We start from the raw sequence: 26,289 nt of genomic DNA on the forward strand, positions 1-26,289 counted from the left end.
GGTCAGTTGCCGAACATGCGCACGAATTGCGGCTGATAGGGCGTGCCGGCCATGAAGCGCGAAAAGTGCTCCTGGGCCTGCTCGTACTCGGCGGCCTGCCGTGCCTGCTCGATGGCGTCGGCCCGACCCTGAGCCGCGAGAAGCGCGGTCAGGTCGGAGAGTTGTTGCGACTGGACGGCGATAAGCTGGTTGCCGGCCTGGACGGCCTGCAAGGCGCCGACCGCCGATTGGCTGGCGTCCACGAGTTGCCCGGTCTGGCGCTGGCTCTGTTCTATATTGCCGACGGCACCGGCGCCGACCTGCAAGGCGTGCTCGAACGCCTGAACGGAATCCTGCCAGCGGGCGCGAGCGGTGTCGACAAGCTGGGCATCGGTCTGGCCAGAGGCGAAGCCGGAATAGGATTGCTGAAAAACCTGCTCGATCGATTGCACGTCATAGGCCAGCCGCTCGGCCTGGCGCAGCAGCATTTGCATGCGGGTGTGGTTGGATTGAATGTCCGAGAGCAGCGAGGTCGGCAACGAGGTGAGGTTCCGCGCCTGGTTGAGCAGCATGGTGGCTTCGTTCTGGAGGCTGACGATCTGATTGTTGATCTGTTCGAGGGCGCGGGCGGCGGCGAGGACGTTTTCGCCGTAATTGGTCGGATCGAAGACGATGCTCGGGCCGAAGATGAAGGCGCTCGCAGGAGCCGGGATGAGCACGGCAATGGTGCCGGCCGTTGCGGCCAGCAGCGCGGCAACGGCCCCGGCGCGCAGAAGGACCGAACGGATCGTGTCGTTACGGCGGCTTCGCTTATGGGCAGCGATGTCGCGGGCGGGCGCCACATCGAGAAAGCCGGTCTCTCCGTCTTCGGGCAGCAGCACGCGCGTGCTGTGGTCCGTCGTGACGATGCGGGGATCATTGGTCATGTTGTCCTCCTCGGGATCGGGGATGCGGTTGGTGAGATCGGGGATCAGTTCGGCGGCCCAGGTGAGCCCGCGCGCCTCGAGCCAGGCGGCGAGAAAGCCGTCGCTGCCGTGCTCCGCGACGAGACTGGCGATCTGGGGCTGGTCGGTGCGGTCCGAGGCCGCGCATAGGGCGAGCCCAATGGGCCCGAGCCCCAGCTCAAAGAGCCGATTGCCGCGCCGGCTCTGACAGTAATAGTCGCGCTTTGGCGTCGCCTGGGCGATGATCTCGATCTGGCGATCATTGAGCCCGAAGCGGCGATAGATCGCCATGATCTGAGGCTCGATCGCCCGATCGTTGGGCAGCAATATCCGCGTGTGGCAGGAATCGACCACCTCAGCGGTGAGCGTGCTCTTTTCGAGCTGGGCCAGCGATTGGGTGGCGAACAGCACCGACGCGTTCTTTTTCCTGAGCGTCACCAGCCACTCGGCGAGCTGGCCGGAAAACCCGTCGTCTCCGAGCGCCAGCCAGCCCTCATCGACGATGATCAGCGTGGGTCGGCCGTCGAGGCGCGCGGCAATGCGGTGAAACAGATAGGACAAGGTGGCCGGAGCGGCGCCGGTCTCCAGCAAGCCTTCGGTCTCGAAGGCGATCACCGAGCTGTCCCCGAGATGTTCGGCCTCGGCGTCGAGCAGCCGCCCCCAAGGACCGCCCACACAGTAGGGCTTGAGGGCGAGCTTCAGGTCATTGGACTGCAAAAGCACCGCCAGCCCGGTGATCGTCCTTTCTTCAATCGGCGCGGAGGCCAGCGAGGTGAGCGCCGACCAGACGAGTTCCTTGATCTGCGGCGTGACGGTGACGCCCTCGCGGTGCAGAATGGCGGCGATCCATTCGGCGGCCCAGGCGCGTTCGGCCTCCCCGTCGATGCGGGCCAGCGGTTGCAGCGCCACGAGATCGTCGGGGTCCTCGGAGAGCGTGCCGCCGAGATCGAACCATTCCCCGCCCATACCGAGACAGGCGGCGCGGATCGAGCCCCCAAAATCGAAGGCGAATACCTGGCTGTTCTCGTACCGCCGAAACTGAGCCGCCATCAAAGCGAGCAACACGGACTTGCCCGCGCCGGTCGGTCCAACCACCAACGTATGGCCAACGTCGCCGACATGAAGCACGAAGCGGAAGGGCGTCGCCCCGGCCGTCTGGCCGTGGAACAACGGCGGTGCCTTGAAGTGCGCATCCTCGTCCGGTCCGGCCCAGACCGCCGAGAACGGGATCATGTGCGCCAGGTTCAGCGTCGAGATCGGCGGCTGGCGCACATTGGCGTAGCACTGGCCGGGGATAGAACCGAGCCAGGCTTCGATGGCGTTGAGTGTTTCGGGGATGACGGTGAAGTCGTGGGCCTGGACCAGCTTTTCGACAAGGCGCAGCTTCTCGGTGGCGATGGCCGGATCGGCGTCCCACACGGTGACGGTCGCGGTGATAAGGGCCTCGCCGATGGCATCCGAGCCCAGTTCCTGCAGGGCCATGTCGGCATCGAGCGCTTTGTTGGCGGCATCGCTGTCGAGCAGCGCGGCAGGCTCGTTGGTGACGATCTCCTTGATGATCGCGCCGATCGACTTGCGCTTGGCGAACCAGTGCCTCCGGATCTTGGTCAGCAGCCTTGTGGCGTCGGTCTTGTCCAGGAGAATGGCGCGCGTCGACCAGCGGTAGAGGAAGGCGAGACGATTGAGGTCGTCCAATATCCCCGGAAAGGTCGTTGCCGGAAAACCGATGACAGTCAGCGTACGGATATGGTGATCGCCCAGGCGCGGCTCGAGGCCGCCGACAAGCGGTTGGTCGGCGAGAAGCGCATCGAGGTGCATCGGAACGTCGGGGACCCGCACGCGCTGGCGATTGGTCGAGATGGTGGAATGCAGGTAAGTGAGCGTCTCGTCGTCATCGAGCCAGGCGAGCTCGCGCATGAAACTGTCGAGCAGGCCGAGCACGCGATCGGTGCGATCGATGAAGCCGCGCAGCAGGTCATGGGCATCGACGCCGGACTTTGATTTGCCCTCGTAGAGCCAGCTTTCCGCGCGTGACGCCTCCTCGGCGGGCGGCAGCCAAACGAAGGTCAGAAAATAGCTGCTCTCGAACAGCACGCCAGCTTCCTCGAACTGGGCCTTGCGTTCCGCGTCGAGCAGGGCCGAGGCGGGATCGGGAAACAGGCTTTCGGGATAGTCTCCTGCCGGATGACGCTGCGCCTCGAAGAACAGCGCCCAGCCCGAGCCGAGGCGGCGCAGCGCGTTGTTGAGCCGTCCGGTGGTGCCGACCAGCTCAGCCGGAGTGGCGCTGTCGAGATCCGGCCCGCGAAAGCGCGCTGTCCGCTGGAGCGAGCCATCCTTGTTGAGCACGACACCCGACGCGATGAGCGCGGCCCAGGGCAGATAGTCGGAAAGGAGGCGTCCTTTGCGGCGATATTCGGCGAGGTTGAGCATTTTGATCCTCCCTCACACGCGCAGATAGCTGGGGTAACGCAGGTGTCGGCGGGCAACGTCGACGAACTGCGCGTCGTGGCGCGTGGCCCAGAGTGCGGCCGCATGACCGAGAACAAACAGCACCAGGCCGACAATCCAGAGTTGAAGACCGAGCCCGATCGCCGCGGCCAACGTGCCGTTGGTGATGGCGATGGCCCGCGGCACGCCAGCCACGAGAATCTGTTCGGTGACGGCCCGATGGACGGGTGCGAAAAACCCGGCAATGGATGTGTTCGCGTCCATCAGGCCACCACCAGGCCGCCGCCGAAGGAGAAAAACGACAGGAAAAACGAGCTGGCCGCGAAGGCTATGGAGAGACCAAAGACGATCTGGATCGCTCGGCGGATACCCCCAGAGGTATCCCCGAACGCCAGCCCGATGCCGGTCAGGATGATGATGATCACGGCAAAGATCTTGGCGACCGGCCCCTCGATGGATTCGAGGATGGTTTGCAACGGCCCTTCCCAGGGCATGGAGGATCCGGCGGCATAGGCCGGCGCCAGCATCAGCGTGGTGAAGGCGCAGGTGAGCGAAGAACGGGAGAGGAGTGCGCGGAAGCGCCGGGCCGCAGGGGCGTGGTTCACGGCAGGAATCCTTTCTTGGGGGAGCGGGAGGATTTGGGCTGGGCCGCCGGGACGATGAGATAGTCGCCCGTCGCTACGTCGAGCCCCGCGACGAAGCCGAGCTCGACCAGTTTTCGCGAGGGACCGTGCCCGGCGAGGACGGCAACCACATCGACGGTTTCCGCGATGAGCGGGCGCGGCACGGTGACCACGGCCTCGGCGATCAATTGCTCGAGGCGGCGTAATGCGCCCTGCACCGATCCGGCGTGGAGCGTGCCGATGCCGCCGGGATGGCCCGTGGACCATGCCTTGAGCAGGTCGAGGGCCTCCGGTCCGCGCACCTCTCCGATCGGGATACGGTCGGGACGCAGACGGAGGGCGGAGCGCACCAAGTCGGTGAGCGAGGCCACGCCGTCTTTTGTGCGCAGCGCGATTAGGTTGGGAGCGGCGCATTGCAGCTCGCGCGTGTCCTCGATCAGGACGATGCGGTCGGTAGTCTTTGCAACTTCGGCGAGGAGCGCGTTGACCAGGGTGGTTTTGCCGGTGGAGGTGCCGCCGGCGACGATGATGTTGCGGCGCTCGATCACGGCCCGGCTCAGGAACGCGGCCTGGCCCTCGGACATGATGCCGGACGCCGCATAGTCGTCGAGGGTGAATACGGAAATCGCCGGCTTGCGGATGGCGAAGCTGGGCGCCGTCACCACGGGGGGCAGCAAGCCCTCGAAGCGCTCGCCGCTCTCGGGGAGCTCGGCCGAGACGCGGGGAGAACCGGGATGAACTTCAGCGCCGACGTGATGGGCAACTAGCCGGACGATGCGCTCGCCATCCTCAGGCGGCATGGTGGCGCCGCTATCAGCAAGCCCCTCGCGCAGGCGATCAACCCAGATGCGGCCGTCGGGATTGAGCATAACTTCGATGATGGCGGGGTCAGACAGCAGCTCGCCGATGACCGGACCCAGCGCCGTGCGCAGCATGCGCGCGCCGCGGGACGATGCGGAAATAGTAGAAACTGATTTGCCCATGATCGGCCCCGTTCAGGCCGTCCGCGACCTATGCGGACGGCGACGGGTCAATCAAGAAAACCGGAAAACCGGCGCGCGCAATAGCGGACCTTCGGCGGTCATAAAGGGGCGAAAAAATACTTGCTCAGGCGTAGATCGCCCCGGCGCTCACCTCGCGAAGCCAGGCAAAATGGCCATTCACGCCATATCGGTCACGCCACCGATTCGGAGACGACGGTGACCGACCGGCTATGCGTCCATCTCGTTGCGACCGCCATTGCGGAGCATATTAAGGAAGATATTGAGGGCGGGATTGTCGTTGTCTTCGCGCCAGCAGGCCGAATACCCGATGCGGGAGGCGGCCATGCCTTCGCGCATCTCGCGGAAGGTGACGCCGATGCCGGGAAGGATGGCGGACTCGCATTGCAGACTGACGCCGGCGCCGATGCCGACGAAGTTCAACACGTCCTCGCGATTGACCCGCATGATGGTGATATCGGGCCGCCTGCCGGGCGAGGCCAGCCTGGCGGTGAGCATATGGGCAAGGTCGGGACCGGGATCGTGGCGGCTGAACAGGAATTTCTCTCCCAGTAGGTCGGTCCAGTAGAGATAGTCCCGTTCGGCGAGCTTATGGTCCTCCGGGAGGACCGCCATGACACGGTCGGACCAGAGGGGCAAGACTTTGAGAGTGTCGCAGGCGCTCGCTTCGGTCCCCAGAACGGCAAGATCGAGGGCGCCCATGCGGACTGAACGCGCCAGGTCGTCGAATCCGGCGACTAGGGGGACGATACCAATATCGGGATGGGATTTGATCATCGATCTGAACGCGGCGCGCAGGGCGCCGTTGGTCAGGGACTTGTAATAGCCCACCGAGATGGTGCCGTAGGTTCCCGCCGCCCCCGATTTCAGCCGCTCCTCCATCTGCGCAAACTCGCCGAGGATGCGATCGGCCGAGCGGATATAATTCCAGCCCAGCTCGGACGGCCGGGCGCCCGATTGCCCCCGGTGGAATAACCTGACCCCATAGTGCTGCTCGATGGCGGCGATCTGGTCGGAGATGACGGGCTGGCTCACCCCGGCCGCCTCGGCGGCCCTTCTGAAGCTGCCGGTGCGGGCGATCAGACTCATATAATAGAGATGGCGAAGCGTGATGATCATTACGCCAACCTGCGACAAACCTCAGCGCACCGGCCGCTTCATGCATCTTTTTCGATGATCGCCGAACTGGCTAACACACGGAACTTGAGTAATCTTCACCTGCTTTCAACCTGAATGTTCGGCTACATGCACGAGCTTGGCCTTGATGTTCGGCAAGGCGGTCTCGGTCGCTCTACCCCCTTCGGCAATCGCCGCCTCAGCGCGATGAAAGTCCATCAGCCCCATATCGATAACACGCGGCAGGATCTGAACATGGGGCGGCTCGCCGGCAAGCCGCGATCGGGTGATGTGATCCTGCATGATATTGATCGCATTGGCCAACACGTCGAAATAGCCTGGCGTCGTGCCGCTGGTGCCGAACAGTTTGAAGCCAGATGCTTGCGCGCGCAGGGAGGCCGGCATGGATATGATCGCGTCCAGCAGATTGCTGCCCTTCGCGGAAGAGGCCTGATTGGAAGTGTCTTCAGTTCGGGTCAGGCGCCGGCCAAGAAGATCTTCATTGAGATTGACGGCGATGATGAAGTCTGCGCCCATCGCCCGGCAAAGCGACACAGGCACCGGATTGACCAAACCGCCATCGACCAGCCATCGCCCTTCAATTTCAGTCGGGCTAAAGATGCCCGGCAAGGCGATGGAAGCACGAATAGCCTTGTCCAGCGCTCCACTTTGAAGCCACACTTCGCGTCCTGTCGTCAGGTCGGTAGCGACGGCTCCGAAGGGTACACCAAGCGTTTCGATGTCGCGCGACACTTCGAGATCGCCCAGCCATTTGACGATGCGCATCCCGTCCACTAACCCGCCAGCCAGAAGGCTGACGTCGATCATCGACGTGACGACCTTCCGGTCCGCGGTAACCGCCCAAGCCTTGAGTTCCGCAAGGCGGCCGCTGGCATACGCCCCGCCGACCAACGCGCCCATGGACGTGCCACACACGATGTCCGGGACGATGCCTGCGTCCAGTAGCGCCTCCAAGACGCCGATATGAGACCATCCGCGTGCGGCACCGCTCCCTAAGGCCAGACCTACCTTGATCTGTTTCAAAGCTTGCTGCTCCCTACACTCAATGCCCCTTCCGGGCCGGCAAATCAGAACTGGCAGGCATTGCTGGTAACCAGTGTGGTTGCGAATGTATAATTGACTTGCTAGATAGTCAATGAAGTGAGCGCGGGAACTTTCGATCTCAGGCATGCTGTCCCATGATGGGAGAAATGAAAAATCCCAAGCCATCACCAGACAAGACGGTCACTGTCAGGGCCGACAGGAGGTAGAATATGCCCGATCTAGGCAAGCGTGCCCGGCAAAAGCTCGAACGGCCGAGAGAAATTCTCGAGGCGGCGGTCGAGGAATTCGTACGCAAGGGCTATATGGCCACGCGCGTTGAGGACGTCGCCAAGGCGGTCGGGGTGACCAAGGGAACAGTCTACTTCTACTTCGAGACCAAGGAAGCGCTGTTCAACGCCGTCATCCGCCATTTCGCCCCGGTTTTCGAGACCACGACCGAGGTGCCGGCGGACAAACAGGTCGCCGAGCTGTTGTCGGAATCGCTGACCGATCTTTACGCCAGGATCACAAGGGAACGACGTACTCGGGAGATCTTCCACCTGCTGGTGGCGGAAGGGCGACACTTCCCGCAATTGCTGGACGACTATTTCGTCGAGTTCCTGCAACCCTCCATCGACCGGCTCAAGGCGCTGCTGGCGCTCGGCGTGAAGCGAGGGGAATTCCGGGCTAACGCTTTGGAGGGGACGACGGAAATCCTCCTCTCTCCCGCTGTGCTTGCCAATGTGTGGACGGTCGTTTTCAGCGACCGGCGGCCCATCGACCATAATAAATACCTGGCCAACTACCGCGATCTCGTCTTCCACGGTCTCAAGTCGCCCCGCTGAAACGGGGTTTGGACACGTTCGCTCCGAACGGCACGGCGAGGTTCACTGGTCGCCCGACGGTGATCTCGTCACAAACTCATTGACTTTCCAGTAAGTCAAATTATATCCGCCGCGACGTTCTGGAGACGACGCATGAAGTTATGGCTGACACGAATTCCGCTCCTTGGAATCCTGCTGGCGATCCCGCTAACGACAACCGCGGAACAGGCCGTCAGCGCGCCCAGAGTCAATGTGGTGCCTGTGGAGCGTGGCCACTATGCGCCGGCGCTGACCATGACAGGAGAGGTTCAGGCTCAAAAAACCAGCGCGTTATCTTTTTCAACGAGCGGGCGAGTTATCGCGTGGATGTTCGACGTTGGCGACCGGGTTGCTGAAGGGGCCGCGCTTGCCAGACTTGATGCGAGCCAGCAGGAGGCGGCCGTCGCAGCAGCGGAGGCAAATCTCTCTGCCGCAAGAGCACAACTGGAACAGGCTGAGGCCCACCATGACCGCGCCCAGAGATTGTTCGAGCAGGGCAATACGACCCTTGCGGGTCTAGATGAGGCCGTAACGGCGTTTCGCGTCGCGCAAGAGGCGGTCGTCGCCGGGGAAGCGCAACTGGCCGCAGCGGAAAAAAGGCTGGAAGACACCGTGTTGCGCGCGCACGCCGCCGGGATCATTACCAGTCGCGTCGTCGATACCGGGCAAGTGGTGCAGGCGATGCAGCCGATCTTCTCGTTGGCCGAGAACGGCGCACGCTACGCGGTCTTCGACGTTCACGAACGGGCGCTTCTCACGATACCCGACGAGATCGTGATCGCGTTGAGTCTCGCGACGGATCGATCGCAATCCTATAACGGAATACTCCGTGAAATCTCCCCCGTACTCGATCCGCTTTTGGGGACCGTTCGAGTGAAAGTCGAGATAGAAGAGGCACACGAACTGCCATTGGGCGCGACAATCATCGGCGCCGCATCGGGACAGCCCACAGAAGCGATCATCTTACCGGTGGAGACCCTGGCCTCGATCGAGGGGCGCTCCGCGGTGTGGGTCGTTGATCCGATGTCCGAGACGGTAGAGGCGCGGGAAATATCGATACTCGATGTCACGGACGGTTCCATCGTCCTTCCAGTGGATGCCCTGCCTGAGGGAACGCTCGTCGTCAGCAAGGGCCCCAGGTCCTTGCGCGCCGGCCAGACGGTGGCCTTTGCCGAGGGGAGCGAGCCGTGAACCCTCGTAGCCTTGCACTTTTGCTGCTCGCCCTGCCGACGCTCGCCGCATGCGACGCCGGTACGCTCGTGCCGCAGTCGGCTGGCGAGGAAGACCTCGTGCGGCCGGTCATCACAACGACAGTTTCTCCCGTGCAGGCTGATTTTCTTTCCATGACGGGAAGCATAGCGCCCGGTACGACCATACAGCTTGGCTTCACCGTGCCGGGACGGCTGATCGCGCGTAATGCCTCCATCGGCGAAATCGTCGGTGCCGGCGACGTGCTGGCCCGAATCGACCCGATGGCCCTTGCGCTGGCGGTTGACGCCGCCAACGCTGAACTTCGGAGTGCCGAAGCCGATCTGGAAAACACCCAAGCCACGTTCGAGCGGCAGACCGAACTCAATGTGCGCGGCATCGTGAGCGACACGGTGCTCGACCTTTCCAGGCTTCAATTGCAGAGCGCACAGGCGCGGGTAGAGGGCGCGAGAGCGGGTCTTTCCCAGGCGGAAGCCGCGCTGGACGAGGCGACGCTCATGGCGAGCTCCGATGGTATCGTTCTCGCCGTGGGCGGCGAACCGGGGGAAGTCCTGGCTCCTGGAACCCCCGTCGTCACCCTGGCGCATCTCGACACGCGTGACGCGATCGTCGATATCCCCGAATTCTTGGCCCCCGCTGTGGCGGTTGGAGACCGGTGGACGGTTATTCTCGAAGTCGCCCCTGAAATACAAGCCCAAGGTACCGTCCGAGAGATCGCCCCGCAGGCCGATCCCGCGACGCGGACACACAGGGTCAGGATCGAGCTCGAAGCCCCGCCTGACGCCTTCCGTCTGGGAACCACCGTCTTTGCTCGCTCTGTGGAATCCACCGGTGAACCGCTCTTCACCATACCGGAAGCGGCGGTGATCGAGATGGACGGTGAAAGCCGTGTCTGGATCGTCGATGCGGCAACCGGCAGCGTGCAATCGCGAGCGGTCGAGATTGACACCGCGCTCAATGGAAAGGCGCTCGTCAGCGACGGTCTGGCAGCGGGTGACATCATCGTTACGGCCGGAACCCGCTCGCTCGACGAAGGTCAACGGGTTCGCCTGCTCGAGGACCATTAACAATGAAAAAGTTCAACCTTTCGGACTGGGCAATCGAGCACTCCGCTCTCGTCTGGTATTTCATGATTGCCTGTACCATTGCCGGTGCGGCCGCCTATATCGGGCTGGGACGCGAGGAGGACCCTTCGTTCACCATCAAAACAATGGTCATCCAGGCCCAGTGGCCGGGCGCCTCGGCCGAGGAAACGGCCCGCCAGGTCACCGATCGTATCGAGCGCAAGGTGGAGGAACTCGACAATCTCGATTTCACGCGCTCGATGACCACCGCTGGCCAGGCGATTGTGTTCGTCAACCTGGAAGCTGACGTGCCGCCCGACGACGTGCTGCAGACATGGCAGCGGGTGCGCAACATGATGGCGGACATGGCATTGGAGTTTCCCGGCGGTGTGGTGGGACCCTTCGTCGACGACCGCTTTGGCGACGTCTATGGAAATGTCTATGCCTTTACCGGGGATGGAATGACGTGGCGGCAGTTGCGCGACCACGTCGAGGATGTCCGGGCAGCCTTGTTGACGGTACCCGACATCGGTCGGATCGAGATCATTGGGGCACAGCGCGAAGTGGTGTTCCTCGAATTCTCGACGCGCCAGATCGCCGCGCTCGGCCTGGATCATCAGAGCATTCTCACATCGATTCAGGAACAGAATGCCATTGTTCCCTCCGGCGTCGTCCAGATCGACGGCGAGCGCGTCGCCTTGCGGGTGGGCGGAAGCTTCACCTCCGAAGAGGATCTCGAGACGATCAATTTGCGTGTCAACGATCGCTTTTTTCCGCTGAGTGAAGTGGCGACGATCACGCGCGGCTATCAGGATCCGCCCGAAAGCCTGTTTCGCTTCAACGGCGAACCGGCCCTGGGATTGGCCGTCAGCATGAAGGCGGGCGCCAACCTGCTCGATTTCGGCGCGGCGCTGGACGAGACGGTCGCCCGGGCGGAGCGAGACCTGCCTGTCGGCATCGACATTCACAAGGTATCGGACCAGCCCCATGTCGTCGATCATGCCGTTTCGCACTTCGTGCGAGCCCTGGCCGAAGCGGTCATCATCGTTCTGGCGATCAGTTTCATCAGCCTGGGCCTGCGGGCGGGCCTGGTGGTCGCGGTGTCCATTCCCCTCGTGCTCGCAATCACATTCCTCGGCATGCAATTCATGGACATCTCCCTTCAGCGGGTGTCCCTCGGCGCCTTGATCATTGCGCTGGGGCTTCTGGTCGATGATGCGATGATCGCCGTGGAGATGATGGTTTCCCGGCTCGAAGTTGGCGATACCCTGCGCAAGGCCGCCACCCATGTCTACACCTCTACCGCCTTTCCGATGCTGACCGGCACGCTGGTGACCGTGGCAGGCTTCCTGCCCGTCGTCGCCAATTTCAGCCTTGCCGGACAGTTCGCATCTTCACTCTTTTACGTGATCGCCATATCGCTGATCATGTCCTGGGTGGTAGCCGTCGTTTTCACGCCCCTTCTGGGCATGAAATTCCTGCCCAACACCCTCAAGCACACGCACGAAAAGAAGGGTCGGGTCGGTCAAACGTTCCGGACCGCCCTGCTGTTCTGCATGCGTCGGCGCTGGCTGACGATCGGCGCTACGGCCCTCGCTTTCACGGCGGCCCTGGCCAGCATGGCCATGGTGCAGGTGCAACTCTTCCCGGCCTCCGACCGGAACGAACTGGTCGTTAATTTCACGCTTCCGCAGAACAGCACTGTCGCAGAAACGAGCGCGCGGATCGCGCAGTTCGAGAGAGAAGCTCTCTCCGGCAAGCCGGGCATTGACCATTGGTCGACCTATGTGGGACGAGGCGCCGCTCGCTTCCTGCTGACTCTCGATCCCCCGGTTCCTGGAGTGTCCATGGGACAGGTGATTATCGAGACCGAGAGTCTGGAGGCGCGCGACCGCATCCGCGCCGAACTCGAGGATTATATCTCGGAAACGTTCATCGAGGCCGATGTCGATATCCGGCTGCTCGAGATCGGACCGCCCATCGGCATTCCCATCCAGTATCGCGTCAGTGGCCCGGATATCGAGAAAGTACGGACCTACGCTCAAGACCTTGCCAGCCTTCTTGATCAGGATTCGCGGCTGGGCAATATAACCTTCGATTGGATGGAGCCCGCGCGGGTTGTACGCGTCGAGCTTCTTCAGGACAGGGCTCGCATGCTCGGTATCTCCTCGCAGGATATCGCGCTGGCGCTCAACGGCATCGTCGACGGTATGCCGGTTACCCAGATCAGGGACGACATCTATCTCATCGATGTCATTGGGCGCGCAGCGGCTTCCGAACGCGCATCGATGGAAACGCTCGAAAACCTGCAACTGCCCTCGGCAAGCGGACGCTCTATCCCGCTGGGAGCGATCGCGACCTTCTCCCACGACGTGGAACAGCCCGTTATCTGGCAGCGCTCGCGTGTACCCACTCTGACAGTTCGGGCCGAGCCGGTCGGCGACATGCGGCCGCTGCTCCTTACCTTCGACAAGCGCGACGAGATAGCCGCCTTCGCCCAAACCCTGCCTGCCGGCTACAGCGTCGAGACCGGGGGCGAGTGGGAAGAAAGCATCAAGACCCTGCTCCCTGTGGTCGCCGGCGTGCCGCTCATGCTGATCGTCATGGCGACGATCCTGATGATCCAGTTGCAGAGCTTTCACCTGCTGGCCATGGTATTCCTTACCGCACCTCTGGCGGTGATCGGGGTAGCCATTGCGCTCGTGCCGACGGGTATTCCGCTCGGGTTCATCGCCGTCCTCGGCATTCTGGCGTTGGCGGGTATCCTGATCCGCAATTCGGTGATCCTCATCGTCCAGATCGAAACCCTGCGCAAGAAGGGCATGGCCGCCTGGGATGCCGTGGTAGAGGCGACCGAACATCGCATGCGGCCCATCATGCTCACGGCTGCCGCCGCCAGCCTGGCGCTGATCCCGATTTCGCGGGAAGTCTTCTGGGGCCCGATGGCCTACGCCATGATGGGCGGCATCGTCGTCGGCACGGTCCTGACCCTTTTGTTCCTGCCCGCGCTCTATGTCGCCTGGTTCGGAATTCAGGAAAATCCTCAGAAGGCTTCCCAGGAAGAATCACCCATCCGCGAGGCGTCGGCGCCGGCGTCGTGAGGCCGCGGCCCCCCCAAACTCTGTCTTCCATGGTGCCCCAGACCTCAACTCTTCATCGCCAGATATGAGGGCTGGGAACGGCGTCTCGACATTGCCGCCGTTTGGGGGTCGATCCTCGCGCCTTTCCGGCAGCGTTGGAGCGGATAGACACAGGTTGACCGCTACTATCCGAGTAAGGCTGCTATGTTCGACTAGCGTCGGGAGACGCCTCGGCCTCATCGTCTTGCTCAGCCGCTGGTACATCCTCCACAACTTCGCTGCGCAGCGTCCGGCCGCTGGCGAGCCGATGGCCAAGGGTTTCGATGAACCGATCATAACGCGCGGCCGCCTGTGCGCGGATGGCGGGCTGTGCGGCATCGGGCGATTGCGGTGTGGCCGCGATCCAGGAGCGCATGAATAGCGCAAACGCCTCCACCGAGATCGCCGTATCGCGCTCGACGCGGTCGAGCCGGCGGTCGATGCGGTCAAGGCGCTTGGCAAAGGCGGCCTCGCGGCGCTGCTCGCCGTCTGGCGACAGGAAGGAGGCGATGGCGGCTTCCGCGATCAGCGACAGCGAGTGCTTGCGGCGCGCGGAGAGGTCGGCGAGCGTGGCCATCAGATCGGGATCGAGATAGACGGTGAGCTTCTGCTTCTTGTCGAGTCGGGGCATGGCTCAGAATCCCATGTCGTCATAGGGGTTCATGTCGACCTGTCGCGTGGTCTGGCTCATTTTGCGGATCGTTGCGCGATCACGCGCGGCGATAACGTCGCGCTCCACAGTGTCGGCGTCTGGGTCGAACTCGTTATGCACGTGCGTGGACTCAGGGAGGATCTCCTCAGGGGTGCGCGGGCCGGGCTCCTGGCGGATGGTGGCGACCGGGTCAGGATCGCTGGGATCGGTCTCGGGTTCGACGGCGGTTTCCGTGGGCTTCGACGCAGGTATAGGCGTATGGTTCGACCAGTCATCGGGTCTGGCTGGATCGCTGCCCGGCACGGGAACAGGCGGCGGCACGATGCGCGCCATCAGCCGCTGGTCAGCGAAGTAGCGCGCCTTGCGGGCGCGGATCGGCGGAATGCCGGCCACCATGACGATCTCCTCGTCCGGCGGCAATTGCATGATCTCTCCCGGCGTGAGGAGCGGCCGCGCGGTTTCCGAGCGCGACACCATCAGATGGCCGAGCCAGGGTGCCAGTCTGTGCCCCGCGTAATTCTTCATGGCTCGCATCTCGGTGGCGGTGCCCAGGGCGTCGCTCACCCTTTTTGCGGTTCGCTCGTCATTTGTGGCGAAGGCCACACGCACATGGCAATTGTCCAATATCGAATTGTTCGTGCCGTAGGATTTCTCGACCTGATTGAGGGACTGTGTGATGAGAAACGCCTTGATGGAATAGCCGGCCATGAAGGCCAGCGAGCTCTCGAAGAAATCCAGTCTTCCAAGAGCCGGAAACTCGTCGAGCATCAGGAGCAATCTCTGCCGCTCGGTCACGCCGGTCATGTCCTCGGTGAGGCGCCGCCCGACCTGATTGAGGATCAGCCGGATCAGGGGCTTGGTACGGGCGATGTCGCTGGGTGGGACGACGAGATAGAGCGTGGTGGGACGCGCGCCCTCGACCAGATCGGCAATGCGCCAGTCGCAGCACGACGTAACCTTGGCGACCACGGGATCACGGTACAGCCCGAGAAAGCTCATGGCCGTGCTCAAAACCCCGGACCTTTCGTTTTCGCTCTTGTTGAGCAGTTCACGGGCGGCACTGGCTACGACGGGGTGCGGCTTGCCTTTGCCCAGGTGTGGCGTGGTCATCATGGCGTCGAGCGTGGATTCGATGGGGCGACGCGGATCGGAGAGGAACGAAGCCACCCCCGCCAAGGTTTTGTCGGCTTCCGCGTAGAGAACGTGCAGAATGGCACCAACCAGCAAGCTATGGGAGGTCTTCTCCCAATGGTTGCGGCGCTCCATGCTGCCTTCGGGATCGACCAGGATATCGGCGATGTTCTGGACGTCCCTGACCTCCCATTCGCCGCGCCGCACCTCGAGCAAGGGATTGTAGGCCGCGGAGCGCGGATCGGTCGGATCAAACAGCAGCACCCGGCCCAAGCCGGCGCGAAAGCCTCCGGTGAGGCCATAGTTTTCACCCTTGATGTCATGGACGATCGCCGAGCCGGGCCAGACCAATAACGAGGGCACCACCAGGCCGACACCCTTGCCTGAGCGGGTGGGCGCGAAACAAATTATGTGCTCGGGACCATCGTGACGCAGATATTCGGCGTCATAGCGGCCGAGAACGACGCCATCGGGATCGAGCAGGCCGGCGGTACGGATATCCCTGGGTTTGGCCCAACGGGCCGAGCCGAATGTTTCGGCGTTGTCGGCCTCGCGGGCGCGATACACCGACATGAGGACGGCAATGCCTGCGGCGAGCAATCCACCCGCCGCCGCGATCAGCCCCCCCTCAAAGAAGACTTCCGGGGCATAGGCGTCATAGAAATACCACCACCAAAGCAAGGCCGGCGGCAGGTAGATGTGCAGACCCCAGATGTCGAACCACGGTTCGCCCAATTGTGGTTGGAAGCCCAGGCGGAACGCGACCCATTGCGTGCCGGCCCAGAGGAAGACCAACACGATGGTGAAGACGGCGATGAGTTGGCCCCAGAGGATATTGGTGCCCGACATGGCGTGTTCCGTTTCGGCTCGGAACACTCGATAGAAAGGGCATTTTTGCTGGGTTCAAGCAAATCCAAGCCGCCGTCGCAGCGGATCGAAACGGAACGAAATAATACTTGCGGGATGCGAAACGACGTTCAGCGCGTCACATGGGAAATTCACACTGGCCGATCATGGTCGATTTGTTTCGACCCCACGCGGATAATCGGCTGTGTAAGTGCGTGTGCCGGTCTATTTGATGGCACGAGCTAAATCATCGCAGCAGCAACAGATGGTTGGAGAACCTCTCCCGCCCCTAGCTCCATCAGCGACTGGGTATTCCTGAGGAAGTGATTGTCGCTCGACACGAACACATTGCCCCCATTCAGAATGTGCGCGAGCATACCTTGCACGTCGCATCGACGATTTCGCCATCTGCGATAGGCCGGGCCGGTCGTGGCCTCTATCGCCTCGCCTGACGCCGACGCTACCGCTTCCCACTCGAATTCCGATGGTGGGAACATGGCGTCGTGGATTTGCCGTTCTAGCGACATGCTCTCCGGCGATGCGTAGACACACCAGTCCCAGAACGTCACGCCCCATATTCCTGTGGGCTTGTAGATGGTGAGATGGCCCAAGCCAATGGATTCCAGCTTGGACCGGAATTCTCCAATGTTCTGCAAATACCGGCCACCAGCCTGTCGTTCTGAGGCGGAGATACCGAGCATAGCCACTTCGGCCTTTCCAGTGGCATGCGCCTGAGCCACCGCCTTAATGTCGATCGCAGCCGGCTCATCATTGGCGACGGCGATAAGACAGTTATTGTCCAGAGTGAATTTCATGGTTGGACAATACCAGATTCTTTAGCGCGGCAGGATAGCACGCCTCGTCAATATCTGTCGTCGAACTGACTAGCCTCAATGGGCTGATGTCATCGATCTCCTCCACTTCTACAGGCCGAGACTCCTCTTCCGCCCAAAATTCCAGTCGACTCCGCCATCGGCGCGGGCGACCCCGGAAACGTGCTTTCCGAGATGCTGCTCAACCGATGGCGTCCAGGGCACGAGTTTGAATCCAAGCCCGTCGTCGATCATGGCGAAGCGGCCCGAGGCCAGCGCGAAACGCTGGCGATAGGTGCCGGCAACATACTCCCCCGACTCGGCCTTCTGGAAGGGGTTGCCCGTCTCAGCCGCGAGCCGCTCTCCGAGCGCATCCAGTTCGCGCCGCCGCAAGGTGGCGAGCAGGTTGCGGGCGAAGACGATGCGCTGGCCCTCGCGGCGGGCCAGACCCTCTTCAATCAGGTGATCGGTTCGGGCTTCGAGCGCCTGGTTGACCTCGGCCCCGAACCCTCCGCTCAGCCCAGCCGGATTGCCGGCCACGAGTTGGCGGTCGAGCCAAGTGGCGCCATCAGACTTGATCTGATCGGCGATGGAGAGATCGGAGCGGACCGCGAGTGCAGTGCGCACATTGTCCCTGGAATCGGTATAGGTGCGCAACTCGACGATCGAGCCCGGCGCGCTGTCGCCAGTCGCGGAAAGATCGTGGAATTTGATGTGATGGGTGCGTCCGTCGATGCTGTCGATCACTGCGTAGGCTGTCCCGTATAGCTCATCATGCAGGCCGCGATCGACCAGCCTGCCGATGATCGGACTATCGCCGGTTCCGCTCACCACCGCATAATCGGACATGGCCCGCTCAATGCCTCGATCGGTCAGCGCCTTGTGTATGCGCTTGATGATGTCGTTGCGCTCGCCGAGCTCGCGCAGAGTGGATTCGGCATCTTCGGCGATCCGCCATTGCTGGCCACCGACCGGATGGGCGAGACCGAGCCTTTCGAGGGTGCGCAGCCGCCCCACCTTGACCGCATGGTAGGTGTCCGGCTGCGCGCCCGGCTTGGGGGCGAGATCGACGATGCGGTTCTCGCCGCCGTCGCGGACGAGCTGCCGATCGAGCTGAGTCCAGCGTTCCGCTCCGATCTGGCGTTCGAGGCCGGCACGGATGTCGAGATCGGTGCGAGGCCCGAGTTCGAGGGTGAGCAGATCGCTCGCCCGATCACGCATGCCAGAGCGGATATAGTCGCGCGAGATCACAAGGTCCTCGCCGGTATCGGTGACGCCGCGCACGAGGACGTGGATATGGGGATGCTCGGTGTTCCAGTGATCAGTCGCGATCCAATCGAGTTCGGTCCCCATATCCTTCTGCATCTGGTCCATCAGGTCGCGGGTGAAGCTCTTGAGATCGTCCAACTCGAACACGTCGTCCGGCGAGACGATGAAGCGGAAATGGTGACGGTCGTCTTCGCAGCGCTCGGCAAAATCTCCGGCGTCGGCATCCTCGGTGTCGGGTCCGAACATTCTCGCCTTTTCGCCGTCGCGGGTGACGCCCTCCCGGCGCAGATAATCGAGATGGCGCGAAAGCGGCGCGCCGGTCCTGCCGTGACGCACAACACGCGCTTTGATCATCGCGCCTCGGCTGCGCCGGGTGATGATGCGGTTTGCGATGACGCTGGCGGCGCGGCCGCGCCCGAAGTTCGACACGCGCGAGGGGCCGAAGCCGCCACCACGCCGATGATGGCCACCCGCCTGCGCGGTGGCAGCCAGGGCCTGGGCGATGAAGGGGCGCGTTCTCTGGCCGGCGCGGGAGCGAATGCGGCCGGGACGAACCTTGAAGTCACGCTCCTTGCTCATGGCTGAACTCCCGGCGCGGTGCGGCTTCCATTGAACGGCAACGCGAAATCGCGCTGGCGCACGGTGCGAAACCCGCGAACACGGTGCGAAAATCGGCCTCTGATCCCCAGTCTCCCGCACCCCCAACCGCGCCGCACCGTGCGGCTTTTATCCTGCCATGACCCCAGCCCGTTGTCCCCTCCCTCCCGGTCCCTTTGCTCCGGTGCCCCTGGCTGCGCTGCAATGCGAAATCCCGCCACACCGATCATGGGACGGCTCCCGCTAGGGAATTGACCGGAACGAAGATCGGCGCGGCGAATAAATCGGCATCGGACGACCTGCCGGATGACGGCTGGAGCGCAGTCAGATCGACGATCCTTTGCAGCGGGATCGCCAGCTCGGACGCAGCACCATTGTCGGCGGATGCGGTTTCGAGCGCGTCGAATGTACCGCCAAGCAACGCGGACTGGGCGTTGTGCTCACGCGCTTCGGCGATGACGGATGCGAGTCCGGCAACGTAGTCTCGCGTCTCTTGCGGCAATGCCCGGCCGGTATTGAGATGCTCCTCGTAGCGCGCGGGACCGGCATTATAGGCAGCAAGAAAACCGTCCGGGCCGAAGCGATCCAGCATCTCGCGGAGATACGCGGTGCCGGCAATGATGTTGTCACGGACATGCAACGGATCGTCGCTGAGATGATACCGGGCGCGCAACTCGTCATAGGTCGCGGGCATCACCTGCATGAGCCCGATGGCGCCCTTGGGGGACACGGCGGACGGCTCGTTATTGCTTTCGGCGGCAATGACCGCGCGTATCCAGTGTTCGGGAATGGCGAAGCGGAAGCTCGCTTCGGCGACGGGAATTGCGAAAGGATCGGCAGCGACCGTGTGCGCCGTTATATCCTGGGCGTGGGCGGGACACGCATTGTAGCCTACGACCGTCGAAGCCAGTATGGCGAACATGATCGCCCGACTGACGACAAGAGCGCCTGCATTTCCGGCCCCGACCATGAGAGATTCCGCCACCGTGCTCGCGCCCCTCAAGGGCAAGGCGCGAGCGCTGGCCGGAGGCCGCCCTTGACCGCCCCTGCGCGCTATGGCTGCGCGCAAGCTGATCGGGATGAGGGGATTGACCGGCCGACGATCGAACAAGGGGATTGGACCGAAGGGATGATCCCGCATGCGATCATGCCTTCTCTTCGCGGTGCGTCGGGCGCGACCATTGCAGCGTGTAGGCGGCGTCGCCCTGGCGGAAAAGATTGGCCCTGAGTGGCTGGGTGAAGGCCGGATCGTCGATGAGAAGCGAGACGTATTCGCCGGCCTTTTCGCCGGTGCGCTTCCATCCCGCGCCGATCTCGGGGCCATCGTTGCCTGCGAGGTGGACGCGATAGTCCGGGGCGTTCTCGGTATCGCTCGGTTCGAGAGATACAAGCACGATTTCTACATCGAGCGAAGGGGTGCGGATGCGGCCGGAATAGCCAGTCTGGGTGCGGATGAATGAGCCGATCTGTGCCATTGGAAGCTCCTTGGTGGCGGGTGGGAAAACAGGTCAGCGCGTGGGCGCGCGCCATTGGTAGCGGCCGTCACCCTCCTCGTCGGTCCAGAACGGGAGCGCCTGGCCGATGATCGCGGTGACGGGCAACGGGCCGAAATACCGCCCGTCAAAACTGTCGGCGGATTGCCAGTTCATCAGAAAGATTTCGCCGGGAGCGATGACGCGGCAGCCGTGCCAAGCCGGGAGGTCGCGGCCCTGGCTGTCGCGGTCTAGCACCGCGCCCATCGTGATGCCGTCCACGGTGATGGTGCGATCGATGCGGCACACCTCCTGTCCGGCCAAGCCGAGCACGCGCTTGAGCATGGGCACACCGCGCGGCAGGTAGCCGCGTTCGGCAAGCAACGCGGCGAGCGCATCGGGCGGCATGACGGCGACCAGATCGGCAACCTCCAACGCGCTGGCGGGATGCACGGTGAACAAGCCGATCGGAACGCTGGGCGAAGCGTTCCAGATCAGAGCCTGCGGCGGATCGAGCAACGCAGTGACGCCGATCGCGACGCTGGCGAGATAGGTGCTCATGGCCCAGGTGAACCGAGTCATGGCGCGATACCCCGGCGCTTGAGCCAGGCGCGGTGCTGCGCGGCGGTATAGGCATTCGGCTCGAGGCCGGCCGCGACATGGTTGTGCACGTGCCGCCAGTGATCGGGCGCCGCCTCGGCCGGATCGACGCCAATGGCTTCCACGGCGTCGATGGCTTTCAGCACGCGTTCGACTTTGGGCCAGTCACTGACCTTGAGCAGGATATCGCCGCCCGGCCGCACGAAGGGCAGCGTCTGATAGGCGTCACCGTGATCGACGGTCAGCACGATGTCGATGCGCGAGATGATCGTTCCGAAATCGTTGGCCGCCCATCGCACGAAGGCGAAGATGCTGCCCGGCGCGAAGCTCACCTGGCGGCGATGACGGTCGAGGCGCTGGCTATGTGCAGGATAACCGAACCTGATCCAGTGCTCGATGCGTTTCTCACGCCAGGTCAACTCGACATGGGTGAGGAGCGTCGTCATGGCGCACCTCGGAGGGTCGCCAATTCGCGGCAGTCCACGATTAAAGGGAAACCAGTCTCGGCTTTAAGGTCAAAGCCATGTCTCGATCCGACCCGTGTATCGGATGGCGAAGGGGCTGATTTTGCGGATGTCTTTGATGGCCTGGCGAAACCTCGTCCTGGTGCGCGGATCCCGGCTCCAGCACGGTATTCACACTCTTCCCGCCCCATGAAGCAGGTTAGAATCTTGATGTTAGTATAGTTAGAAGGGGCCGATTCCGCTTTTATCTTCCAAGGGTTACGCGCGGTGAGCGTTCCCGATAGCACGGGTCTGGCGTTCCCGGTAGCACGGGCCCAGGCGTTCCTGATAGCACGGGTTCGCGCGACAGTTTTCCACACGGTTATCCACAGACGGACAGTGACGATCATGGCCTGTCTCCCGTCTTGCGCACAAACCTTGCGGCCGAGAAGGTCAGGCGCTCGGGCCCGGCGGGATCGGCAGCAAGCCTCAGGTGATATCCGGGGAGCGGCTGGCGCCGCACAATGGCGCGCAGCTCGAAGCGGAAGCGCCGCAACGGCGAGAGCGTGCCGGATTTGAGATGGAGATGCGCGACGTCGAAGCTCCAGCCCGTAGCCTGCCGTCCGCCATGCTTGCGGGCGAGGCGGTAGAGCCAGCGTTCGAGACCACCGGTCAGGCGGAAATAGTCCCGGTCGATGGTGAGGATCAGCGCGTCATCGAGAATGCCGGCATAGAACCAGTCCGGCAAAATGAGCTCGATGCCGAGCGGCCGTCCGGACGGGGCGAGCCGCTCCTTCCATTCGTTGATCCAGGAAAAGCGGTGCCGGCGGCGTTCGCCGATCTGGCGAATGGAAGTGACGATAGTGGTCGATTGCAACCGGTCGAGCGCAGCCTTGAGACGCTCGTAGTCGCGCAGGGAATCGCCCCGACCGATGAAGGCGAGGATCTCGTACGGCGTGGCGGCCATCAGCCGTGAGGTGGCAAATCCCCGGTCGCGGGCCTCGACGATCTGGCTCGCCGCCCAGATCAATATATCGGCGTCCCATATGGTGGCGAGACCGTGTTCGGCGGTCGCCTCGACGCGAATGACCACCTCGCCCATGCGGAAGTCGATGGGCGTCACGCGCCGGGACTTGGCGAGCGAGAAGAAGGGCCAGGCCATGAGATCCTGCGCATCGCGCGGTGCGATGGCGCCGGAGCGCGCACGAAACAGGTCAAGCTGGGCGGCTTCGGATCGGGCGGGAAAGGTCATGAGATGGCGCCGTTCGCGATGTTAGCGCCCGGCGCCGGGATCGGAGGTCGAGCGGCGCGCGCCCCGCTCGGCCCACGCTTCGAGATCGCTGACGGCATAGACGACACGGCCGCCGAGCTTGCGGAACACCGGTCCGGTGCCGAACACCCGGTGCTTTTCGAGGGTGCGCGGCGAGATAGCGAGAAGGCGTGCGGCGTCTGGTGTGCGCAGGTAGCGCGGCAGAATGGGAGGCAGGGTATCGGCCATGGTCGGGCTCCGTCGCTCTGGCAGTCCGCTTCGGGGTAGCGGCGCTGATCGACGGCAAGCCTGTCGGAGAAAGAGGCAGAGGGGGGAGTCCCAACCTTGAGGTAAAAAGAGCCCCGAAAATTGTCCCCCTTGCGAAGCGGTCCGGCATGAGCCGATGTGCCGGGTCAATTCCAGCGGATACGGTCAAAACTCCGGGTGAGCAGGTGGCGATAGCCGCCCCCGCGCATGACGCGCCCCAGGCGGATCAGACGCGCGACCTTCTTGCGCAGGCCCGAGCTTTTCCAGTCATGGGCGGTGATGCCTCGTGCTTCCCCCGCAAAGAGGACGGCACCGATCTCGCGCCGGCTGGCGCCGTCTTCCTCGCCATCCAGTGCGCGCAGCGCCAAGGCGAGGCGATGAAGCCTGTATGGCGTGAGCCCCGGCATGGGAGGCGGCATGCCGGTCGGCAGGCCAGCCAGCTTGAGAAGCAGACGATGAAGGGCATGCAGGCGCAACATCCGCCAGGGATCGTCAGGAATGACATAGGCCCAACCCGTCGCGTCCGCGCCGTGCTCGATCCGCAATCGGTGTGGTCCGTGGATATCGATGAGGATGGCGGAGCAGCCATCGCCGTCGTCGGACCGTGCGAGAAGATCAGGCAGGCCGTCGACCGGGAGCGCGCGAGCCTCCGCGAAGCCGGGCGGGGCCGGAACGATCAGCACTACACTAGGTAAGAGATGCGGTTCCCAGAGAACCGGCAGGGATGGATCGCTCGCGTCGAAAGGACAATCCCCAGGACTCGCGCAATCTGCGCACGGCCTCCGCCTTGTCGATCCACCCCCGGTCAACCTGACGGTCGAGCGCGGCGCGTTGCTTCCTGAACCGTAGATCCCGCGAAACGAACTCGAATGCCAGTTGTTCGAGGTCGAGCCCCTCGAAATAATCCGTGGACGCGGAAGACCGCCAATCCCTTGCTGTTGTCATGATCGCCTCCTCCCCCGACCCGCCGAAAGCGGGGAAGTGCTCGATTATGGTGCGGCGATCCGCCGGGCATAGATCATCGCCGGCTATATCCGGATAGGGCTCGTTCCTGTGTCCCGATGCCGCGACAGGGCAGCATCGGAATGAGGGTCAGTGGGTGCGTGCCGCCCGGAGCAGGTGGCGATAGCCCTGCCGCGTCATCCAGTGCGCACGCGCCAGGTGGGTTTCATGTGCATGCAATGCGCGTTCGGGTTCGGCGTCCGGATCGATTCTGAGAACGATTCTGGCGGCTTCCGTCCAGTCCGCCCCATCCGCCTCGGCATCGAGCAGGCGGAGATAGACGATCATCAGGCGATAATCGTAGTCCGTCAGTCTGTCGGTGAAAACGGGGGCGTCGGCGATCTCGGGTTCTCTTTCGGGTTTTGGCTTAGCCATCGCGAATATCCCCAAATCAGAGCAGGTGCTGGCGCAAAATGCGTCCGATCCACCTCTCAGGCAACCGGGTTTGCGGCCTGTGGCGATAGTCTCGATCTATCGCGCTCACGCTTCCCGACTATGACAATTACAACAATGTGACGGAATTACTTCCTGTTTCTATAAGGAAACGAATTGACACTGGCGCCGAATCTTTCCCGCAGAAACCAGAATCGTCGCATTGAGACTCCATTGCTCTCCCCATGAAGCAGCAAGATTCAGGACATTTGTCGAGAATACTCCGTAGTGGAATTCTCGACAAGACGTTCCCTTTCGCACATGGGCATAAGGGACGTTTTCGCGCAGAACCTGAAAACCCTGCGTCTGGCGCGTGGACTGTCGCAGGAGGAATTGGCGCATCGTGCCGAGGTCGATCGGACCTATATCAGCTCGTTGGAGCGATGCGTTTATGGCGCCAGCATCGATGTGGTGGACAGGCTGGCCGCAGTCCTGGGCGTGGAAGCGGCAGACCTGCTCAAGCGTACGCCCGAGCAATCCGGCTCCTGATGTGACGTACGTGATGTTTCCTTCCCCCTCCTGCCGGCCCTTCGTTCAATTCGATCTGTCGACACGCGAGCCGGGCGCAGCCCGGCGAGCGGCGGCCGTCCCCAAGGCACGGCCGCGGGGCCGATCCGCATTTGCGGATCGGCGAATTTTCATGGCAGGTCCGAAAACCATGAACCGATGCGGGGCGCTGCCGACCTCCAACTGCGCCCCGCTGTCTCGTTAGCCGGCCTTTTCCAGCAGGGTCTTGGCCTTCCCTTCCAATTCGAGCCGCGTATCCTGATGCGGCTTGTTCCGGGCATGGGCGGTCATCCCGGCCACGAAATCGAAGATGGATTCGGGCGGGCGTCCTTCCTCCTGCAACACGGTTTCGATGATCTTGCCAGTCTCGGCCTTTGAGAAACCGCGCTTGCGCAAAAAGCTCTCCCGGTCCTCGTCGGTGCGGGCGACGATCCGCTCTCGCGCCGCCTTGATCCCGGCCACGAATGGCGCGGGGCTGGAATTGGCAAAGCTGGTCAACGCGGGCGCGGCCTCATAGGCGAAGCGCTGCGCGGCAAACTTGCTGTGCCGGATGGTGATTTCCTCGAACCCTTCCACGCCCCAAAGATTGCGGTTCATGCACACGGCGCGCAGATAGAATGAGGCGATGCCCAGCGTCTTGCTGCCGACTTCGCTATTCCAGCAATAAAATCCCCGGAAATAAAGGTCCGGCTCGCCGTTCGGCAGGCGTCCCGCTTCGATGGGGTGCGCATCGTCCACCAAGAACAGGAACACGTCGCGGTCGCTGGCATAAAGGGTGGTTGTGTCCTTGGTGATGTCCACGAAAGGATTATGGGTCATGGTCGCCCAATCCAGAACGCCAGGCACCTTCCACATGGTATCGCCGGTTCCGTTCCCCGCGATCTTCATCACGGCGGCGACAAGCTCATGGTCCCAGATGCGGCCATAATCGGGGCCGGTCACGGCGCGAAGCTCAGCCCGGCCATCATCGGTTTCCAGCGTCTTCACTAGTTCGCCGCGATGGCTTAATAGGCCATGCTGCACGTTGATGCCCGCCAGCGGTGCGGGAAGCTGGCGCATATAGGATGCCGGGGCTCCGACAAGGCTGCAAAGCTGGCCAAAGCTCCAATGCGTCGGGGCGATGGGCTGCTCCTGTCCCGGGACGATAAGCGAAAGCCGCTCTGCATCGTCGCGGCCGGCTTCCACGCGCACGGCGCGGCTCTCCACGGTGCGGGCTTTGGCGCGATCCGCGCGGGATTTCACGGCGTCGTAAAGCTCCGTCAGGCTCAAATAGCGCTCATCATCGGGCCGCGAAAACCACTCCGACGACACGCGCCCGATATTCTGGCCGCGCGAGATATCCACGCGGAAACCCTTGGTGACCGGCTGGCTGGAATTGATGGTCATGGTGTTCATTGTTCTGTCCTTTCCCGTTACTGCCGGAGGCATGTCCCCCGACATGCCTCCCGGGGGCGCGTGAGCGCGCGGGGATGGGAGGGGACAAATGCCGGCGAGCATGGCCGGCCTGCCAGGGTGAGCGGGACGGAATGGTGAGGATCGGAAGCATGACGGTTCCGACCGTTCTGCGAGACGGCGGGCCTGCCAGTGCGCAGGCGGCGTT

25 protein-coding genes and 1 pseudogene are annotated in these 26,289 nt (G+C 63.0%); 5 read left to right on the forward strand and 21 right to left on the reverse strand.

Annotated elements, in window-relative coordinates:
* Positions 1-2: 2 nt before the first annotated feature.
* The 7 genes and pseudogenes from trbJ to BLR31_RS16580 all read right to left on the reverse strand — a co-directional run bounded on the left by trbJ (position 3) and on the right by BLR31_RS16580 (position 7,155).
* Positions 3-905: a P-type conjugative transfer protein TrbJ gene (trbJ, locus tag BLR31_RS22080; RefSeq protein WP_244505110.1), complete on the reverse strand. Its 903-nt coding sequence runs from the start codon at positions 903-905 to the stop codon at positions 3-5.
* Positions 906-925: 20 nt separating this feature from the next.
* Positions 926-3,353: pseudogene (gene trbE, locus BLR31_RS16555) on the reverse strand (conjugal transfer protein TrbE); the annotation flags it as partial.
* A 12-nt stretch (positions 3,354-3,365) separates the two neighbouring features.
* A complete protein-coding gene (locus BLR31_RS16560; RefSeq protein ID WP_090597926.1) occupies positions 3,366-3,635 on the reverse strand; it encodes a VirB3 family type IV secretion system protein in 270 nt (89 codons plus the stop codon).
* Positions 3,635-3,976 (reverse strand): TrbC/VirB2 family type IV secretion system protein, encoded by a 342-nt coding sequence (locus tag BLR31_RS16565; RefSeq protein WP_090597928.1) that lies wholly within the window; start codon positions 3,974-3,976, stop codon positions 3,635-3,637. The genes BLR31_RS16560 and BLR31_RS16565 overlap by 1 nt, the downstream gene beginning before the upstream one ends.
* The gene (trbB, locus tag BLR31_RS16570; protein ID WP_176762717.1) at positions 3,973-4,977 is read right to left on the reverse strand and encodes a P-type conjugative transfer ATPase TrbB; all 1,005 of its coding nucleotides are present in this window, start codon (positions 4,975-4,977) and stop codon (positions 3,973-3,975) included. The genes BLR31_RS16565 and trbB overlap by 4 nt, the downstream gene beginning before the upstream one ends.
* Positions 4,978-5,205: 228 nt before the next feature.
* Entirely contained in the window at positions 5,206-6,114 is a 909-nt protein-coding gene (locus tag BLR31_RS16575; protein ID WP_090597931.1) for a LysR family transcriptional regulator, read from the reverse strand.
* 105 nt (positions 6,115-6,219) lie between these two features.
* Positions 6,220-7,155 (reverse strand): patatin-like phospholipase family protein, encoded by a 936-nt coding sequence (locus BLR31_RS16580; protein ID WP_210183946.1) that lies wholly within the window; start codon positions 7,153-7,155, stop codon positions 6,220-6,222.
* 230 nt (positions 7,156-7,385) lie between these two features.
* Between BLR31_RS16580 and BLR31_RS16585 the strand changes: the two genes are divergently transcribed.
* From BLR31_RS16585 to BLR31_RS16600, 4 genes are all read left to right on the forward strand, one after another.
* Positions 7,386-8,000: a TetR/AcrR family transcriptional regulator gene (locus BLR31_RS16585; protein WP_090597936.1), complete on the forward strand. Its 615-nt coding sequence runs from the start codon at positions 7,386-7,388 to the stop codon at positions 7,998-8,000.
* Between the two features lie 132 nt (positions 8,001-8,132).
* Complete coding sequence (locus BLR31_RS16590) at positions 8,133-9,209, forward strand: efflux RND transporter periplasmic adaptor subunit (protein ID WP_090597939.1); 1,077 nt, start codon at positions 8,133-8,135, stop codon at positions 9,207-9,209.
* Entirely contained in the window at positions 9,206-10,294 is a 1,089-nt protein-coding gene (locus BLR31_RS16595) for an efflux RND transporter periplasmic adaptor subunit (RefSeq protein WP_143009418.1), read from the forward strand. Before BLR31_RS16590 ends, BLR31_RS16595 begins: the two co-directional genes overlap by 4 nt.
* Positions 10,295-10,296: 2 nt before the next feature.
* The gene (locus BLR31_RS16600) at positions 10,297-13,392 is read left to right on the forward strand and encodes an efflux RND transporter permease subunit (protein ID WP_090597944.1); all 3,096 of its coding nucleotides are present in this window, start codon (positions 10,297-10,299) and stop codon (positions 13,390-13,392) included.
* A gap of 181 nt (positions 13,393-13,573) precedes the next feature.
* On the opposite strand, the gene BLR31_RS16605 is transcribed toward BLR31_RS16600, so the two are convergent.
* The 13 genes from BLR31_RS16605 to BLR31_RS16665 form a co-directional block, all read right to left on the reverse strand.
* Positions 13,574-14,041: a CopG family transcriptional regulator gene (locus BLR31_RS16605; RefSeq protein WP_090597948.1), complete on the reverse strand. Its 468-nt coding sequence runs from the start codon at positions 14,039-14,041 to the stop codon at positions 13,574-13,576.
* A 3-nt stretch (positions 14,042-14,044) separates the two neighbouring features.
* Complete coding sequence (locus BLR31_RS16610) at positions 14,045-16,042, reverse strand: conjugal transfer protein TraG (RefSeq protein WP_090598025.1); 1,998 nt, start codon at positions 16,040-16,042, stop codon at positions 14,045-14,047.
* 239 nt (positions 16,043-16,281) lie between these two features.
* Complete coding sequence (locus BLR31_RS16615; protein WP_090597950.1) at positions 16,282-16,854, reverse strand: hypothetical protein; 573 nt, start codon at positions 16,852-16,854, stop codon at positions 16,282-16,284.
* A gap of 108 nt (positions 16,855-16,962) precedes the next feature.
* The gene (locus tag BLR31_RS16620; protein WP_090597953.1) at positions 16,963-18,699 is read right to left on the reverse strand and encodes a relaxase/mobilization nuclease domain-containing protein; all 1,737 of its coding nucleotides are present in this window, start codon (positions 18,697-18,699) and stop codon (positions 16,963-16,965) included.
* Positions 18,700-18,943: 244 nt separating this feature from the next.
* Positions 18,944-19,702, reverse strand: coding sequence for a lytic transglycosylase domain-containing protein (locus tag BLR31_RS16625; RefSeq protein WP_244505107.1), 759 nt, complete (start codon positions 19,700-19,702; stop codon positions 18,944-18,946).
* A 160-nt stretch (positions 19,703-19,862) separates the two neighbouring features.
* Complete coding sequence (locus BLR31_RS16630) at positions 19,863-20,192, reverse strand: DUF736 domain-containing protein (protein ID WP_090597957.1); 330 nt, start codon at positions 20,190-20,192, stop codon at positions 19,863-19,865.
* Between the two features lie 33 nt (positions 20,193-20,225).
* Positions 20,226-20,771, reverse strand: coding sequence for a S26 family signal peptidase (locus BLR31_RS16635; protein ID WP_090597959.1), 546 nt, complete (start codon positions 20,769-20,771; stop codon positions 20,226-20,228).
* Positions 20,768-21,235, reverse strand: coding sequence for a DUF2840 domain-containing protein (locus tag BLR31_RS16640; protein ID WP_090597961.1), 468 nt, complete (start codon positions 21,233-21,235; stop codon positions 20,768-20,770). The genes BLR31_RS16635 and BLR31_RS16640 overlap by 4 nt, the downstream gene beginning before the upstream one ends.
* Before the next feature lie 403 nt (positions 21,236-21,638).
* Complete coding sequence (locus tag BLR31_RS16645; RefSeq protein WP_090597963.1) at positions 21,639-22,484, reverse strand: replication initiator protein A; 846 nt, start codon at positions 22,482-22,484, stop codon at positions 21,639-21,641.
* A gap of 21 nt (positions 22,485-22,505) precedes the next feature.
* Positions 22,506-22,730, reverse strand: coding sequence for a helix-turn-helix transcriptional regulator (locus BLR31_RS16650; protein WP_090597965.1), 225 nt, complete (start codon positions 22,728-22,730; stop codon positions 22,506-22,508).
* A gap of 164 nt (positions 22,731-22,894) precedes the next feature.
* Positions 22,895-23,431, reverse strand: a complete 537-nt coding sequence (locus tag BLR31_RS16655) for a DUF2285 domain-containing protein (RefSeq protein ID WP_090597967.1) — start codon at positions 23,429-23,431, stop codon at positions 22,895-22,897.
* A gap of 4 nt (positions 23,432-23,435) precedes the next feature.
* Entirely contained in the window at positions 23,436-23,693 is a 258-nt protein-coding gene (locus BLR31_RS16660; RefSeq protein ID WP_090597968.1) for a transcriptional regulator domain-containing protein, read from the reverse strand.
* 147 nt (positions 23,694-23,840) lie between these two features.
* Positions 23,841-24,125 (reverse strand): DNA -binding domain-containing protein, encoded by a 285-nt coding sequence (locus BLR31_RS16665; RefSeq protein WP_090597971.1) that lies wholly within the window; start codon positions 24,123-24,125, stop codon positions 23,841-23,843.
* 318 nt (positions 24,126-24,443) lie between these two features.
* Here BLR31_RS16665 and BLR31_RS16670 point away from each other — a divergent pair, with 318 nt between their 5' ends.
* Entirely contained in the window at positions 24,444-24,671 is a 228-nt protein-coding gene (locus BLR31_RS16670; RefSeq protein ID WP_090597974.1) for a helix-turn-helix domain-containing protein, read from the forward strand.
* Positions 24,672-24,890: 219 nt separating this feature from the next.
* On the opposite strand, the gene BLR31_RS16675 is transcribed toward BLR31_RS16670, so the two are convergent.
* Positions 24,891-26,084, reverse strand: a complete 1,194-nt coding sequence (locus tag BLR31_RS16675) for a DUF932 domain-containing protein (protein WP_090597976.1) — start codon at positions 26,082-26,084, stop codon at positions 24,891-24,893.
* Positions 26,085-26,289 lie beyond the last annotated feature (205 nt).

The organism is Pelagibacterium luteolum (genome assembly GCF_900100665.1).
Taxonomy (GTDB): Bacteria; Pseudomonadota; Alphaproteobacteria; order Rhizobiales; family Devosiaceae; genus Pelagibacterium; species Pelagibacterium luteolum.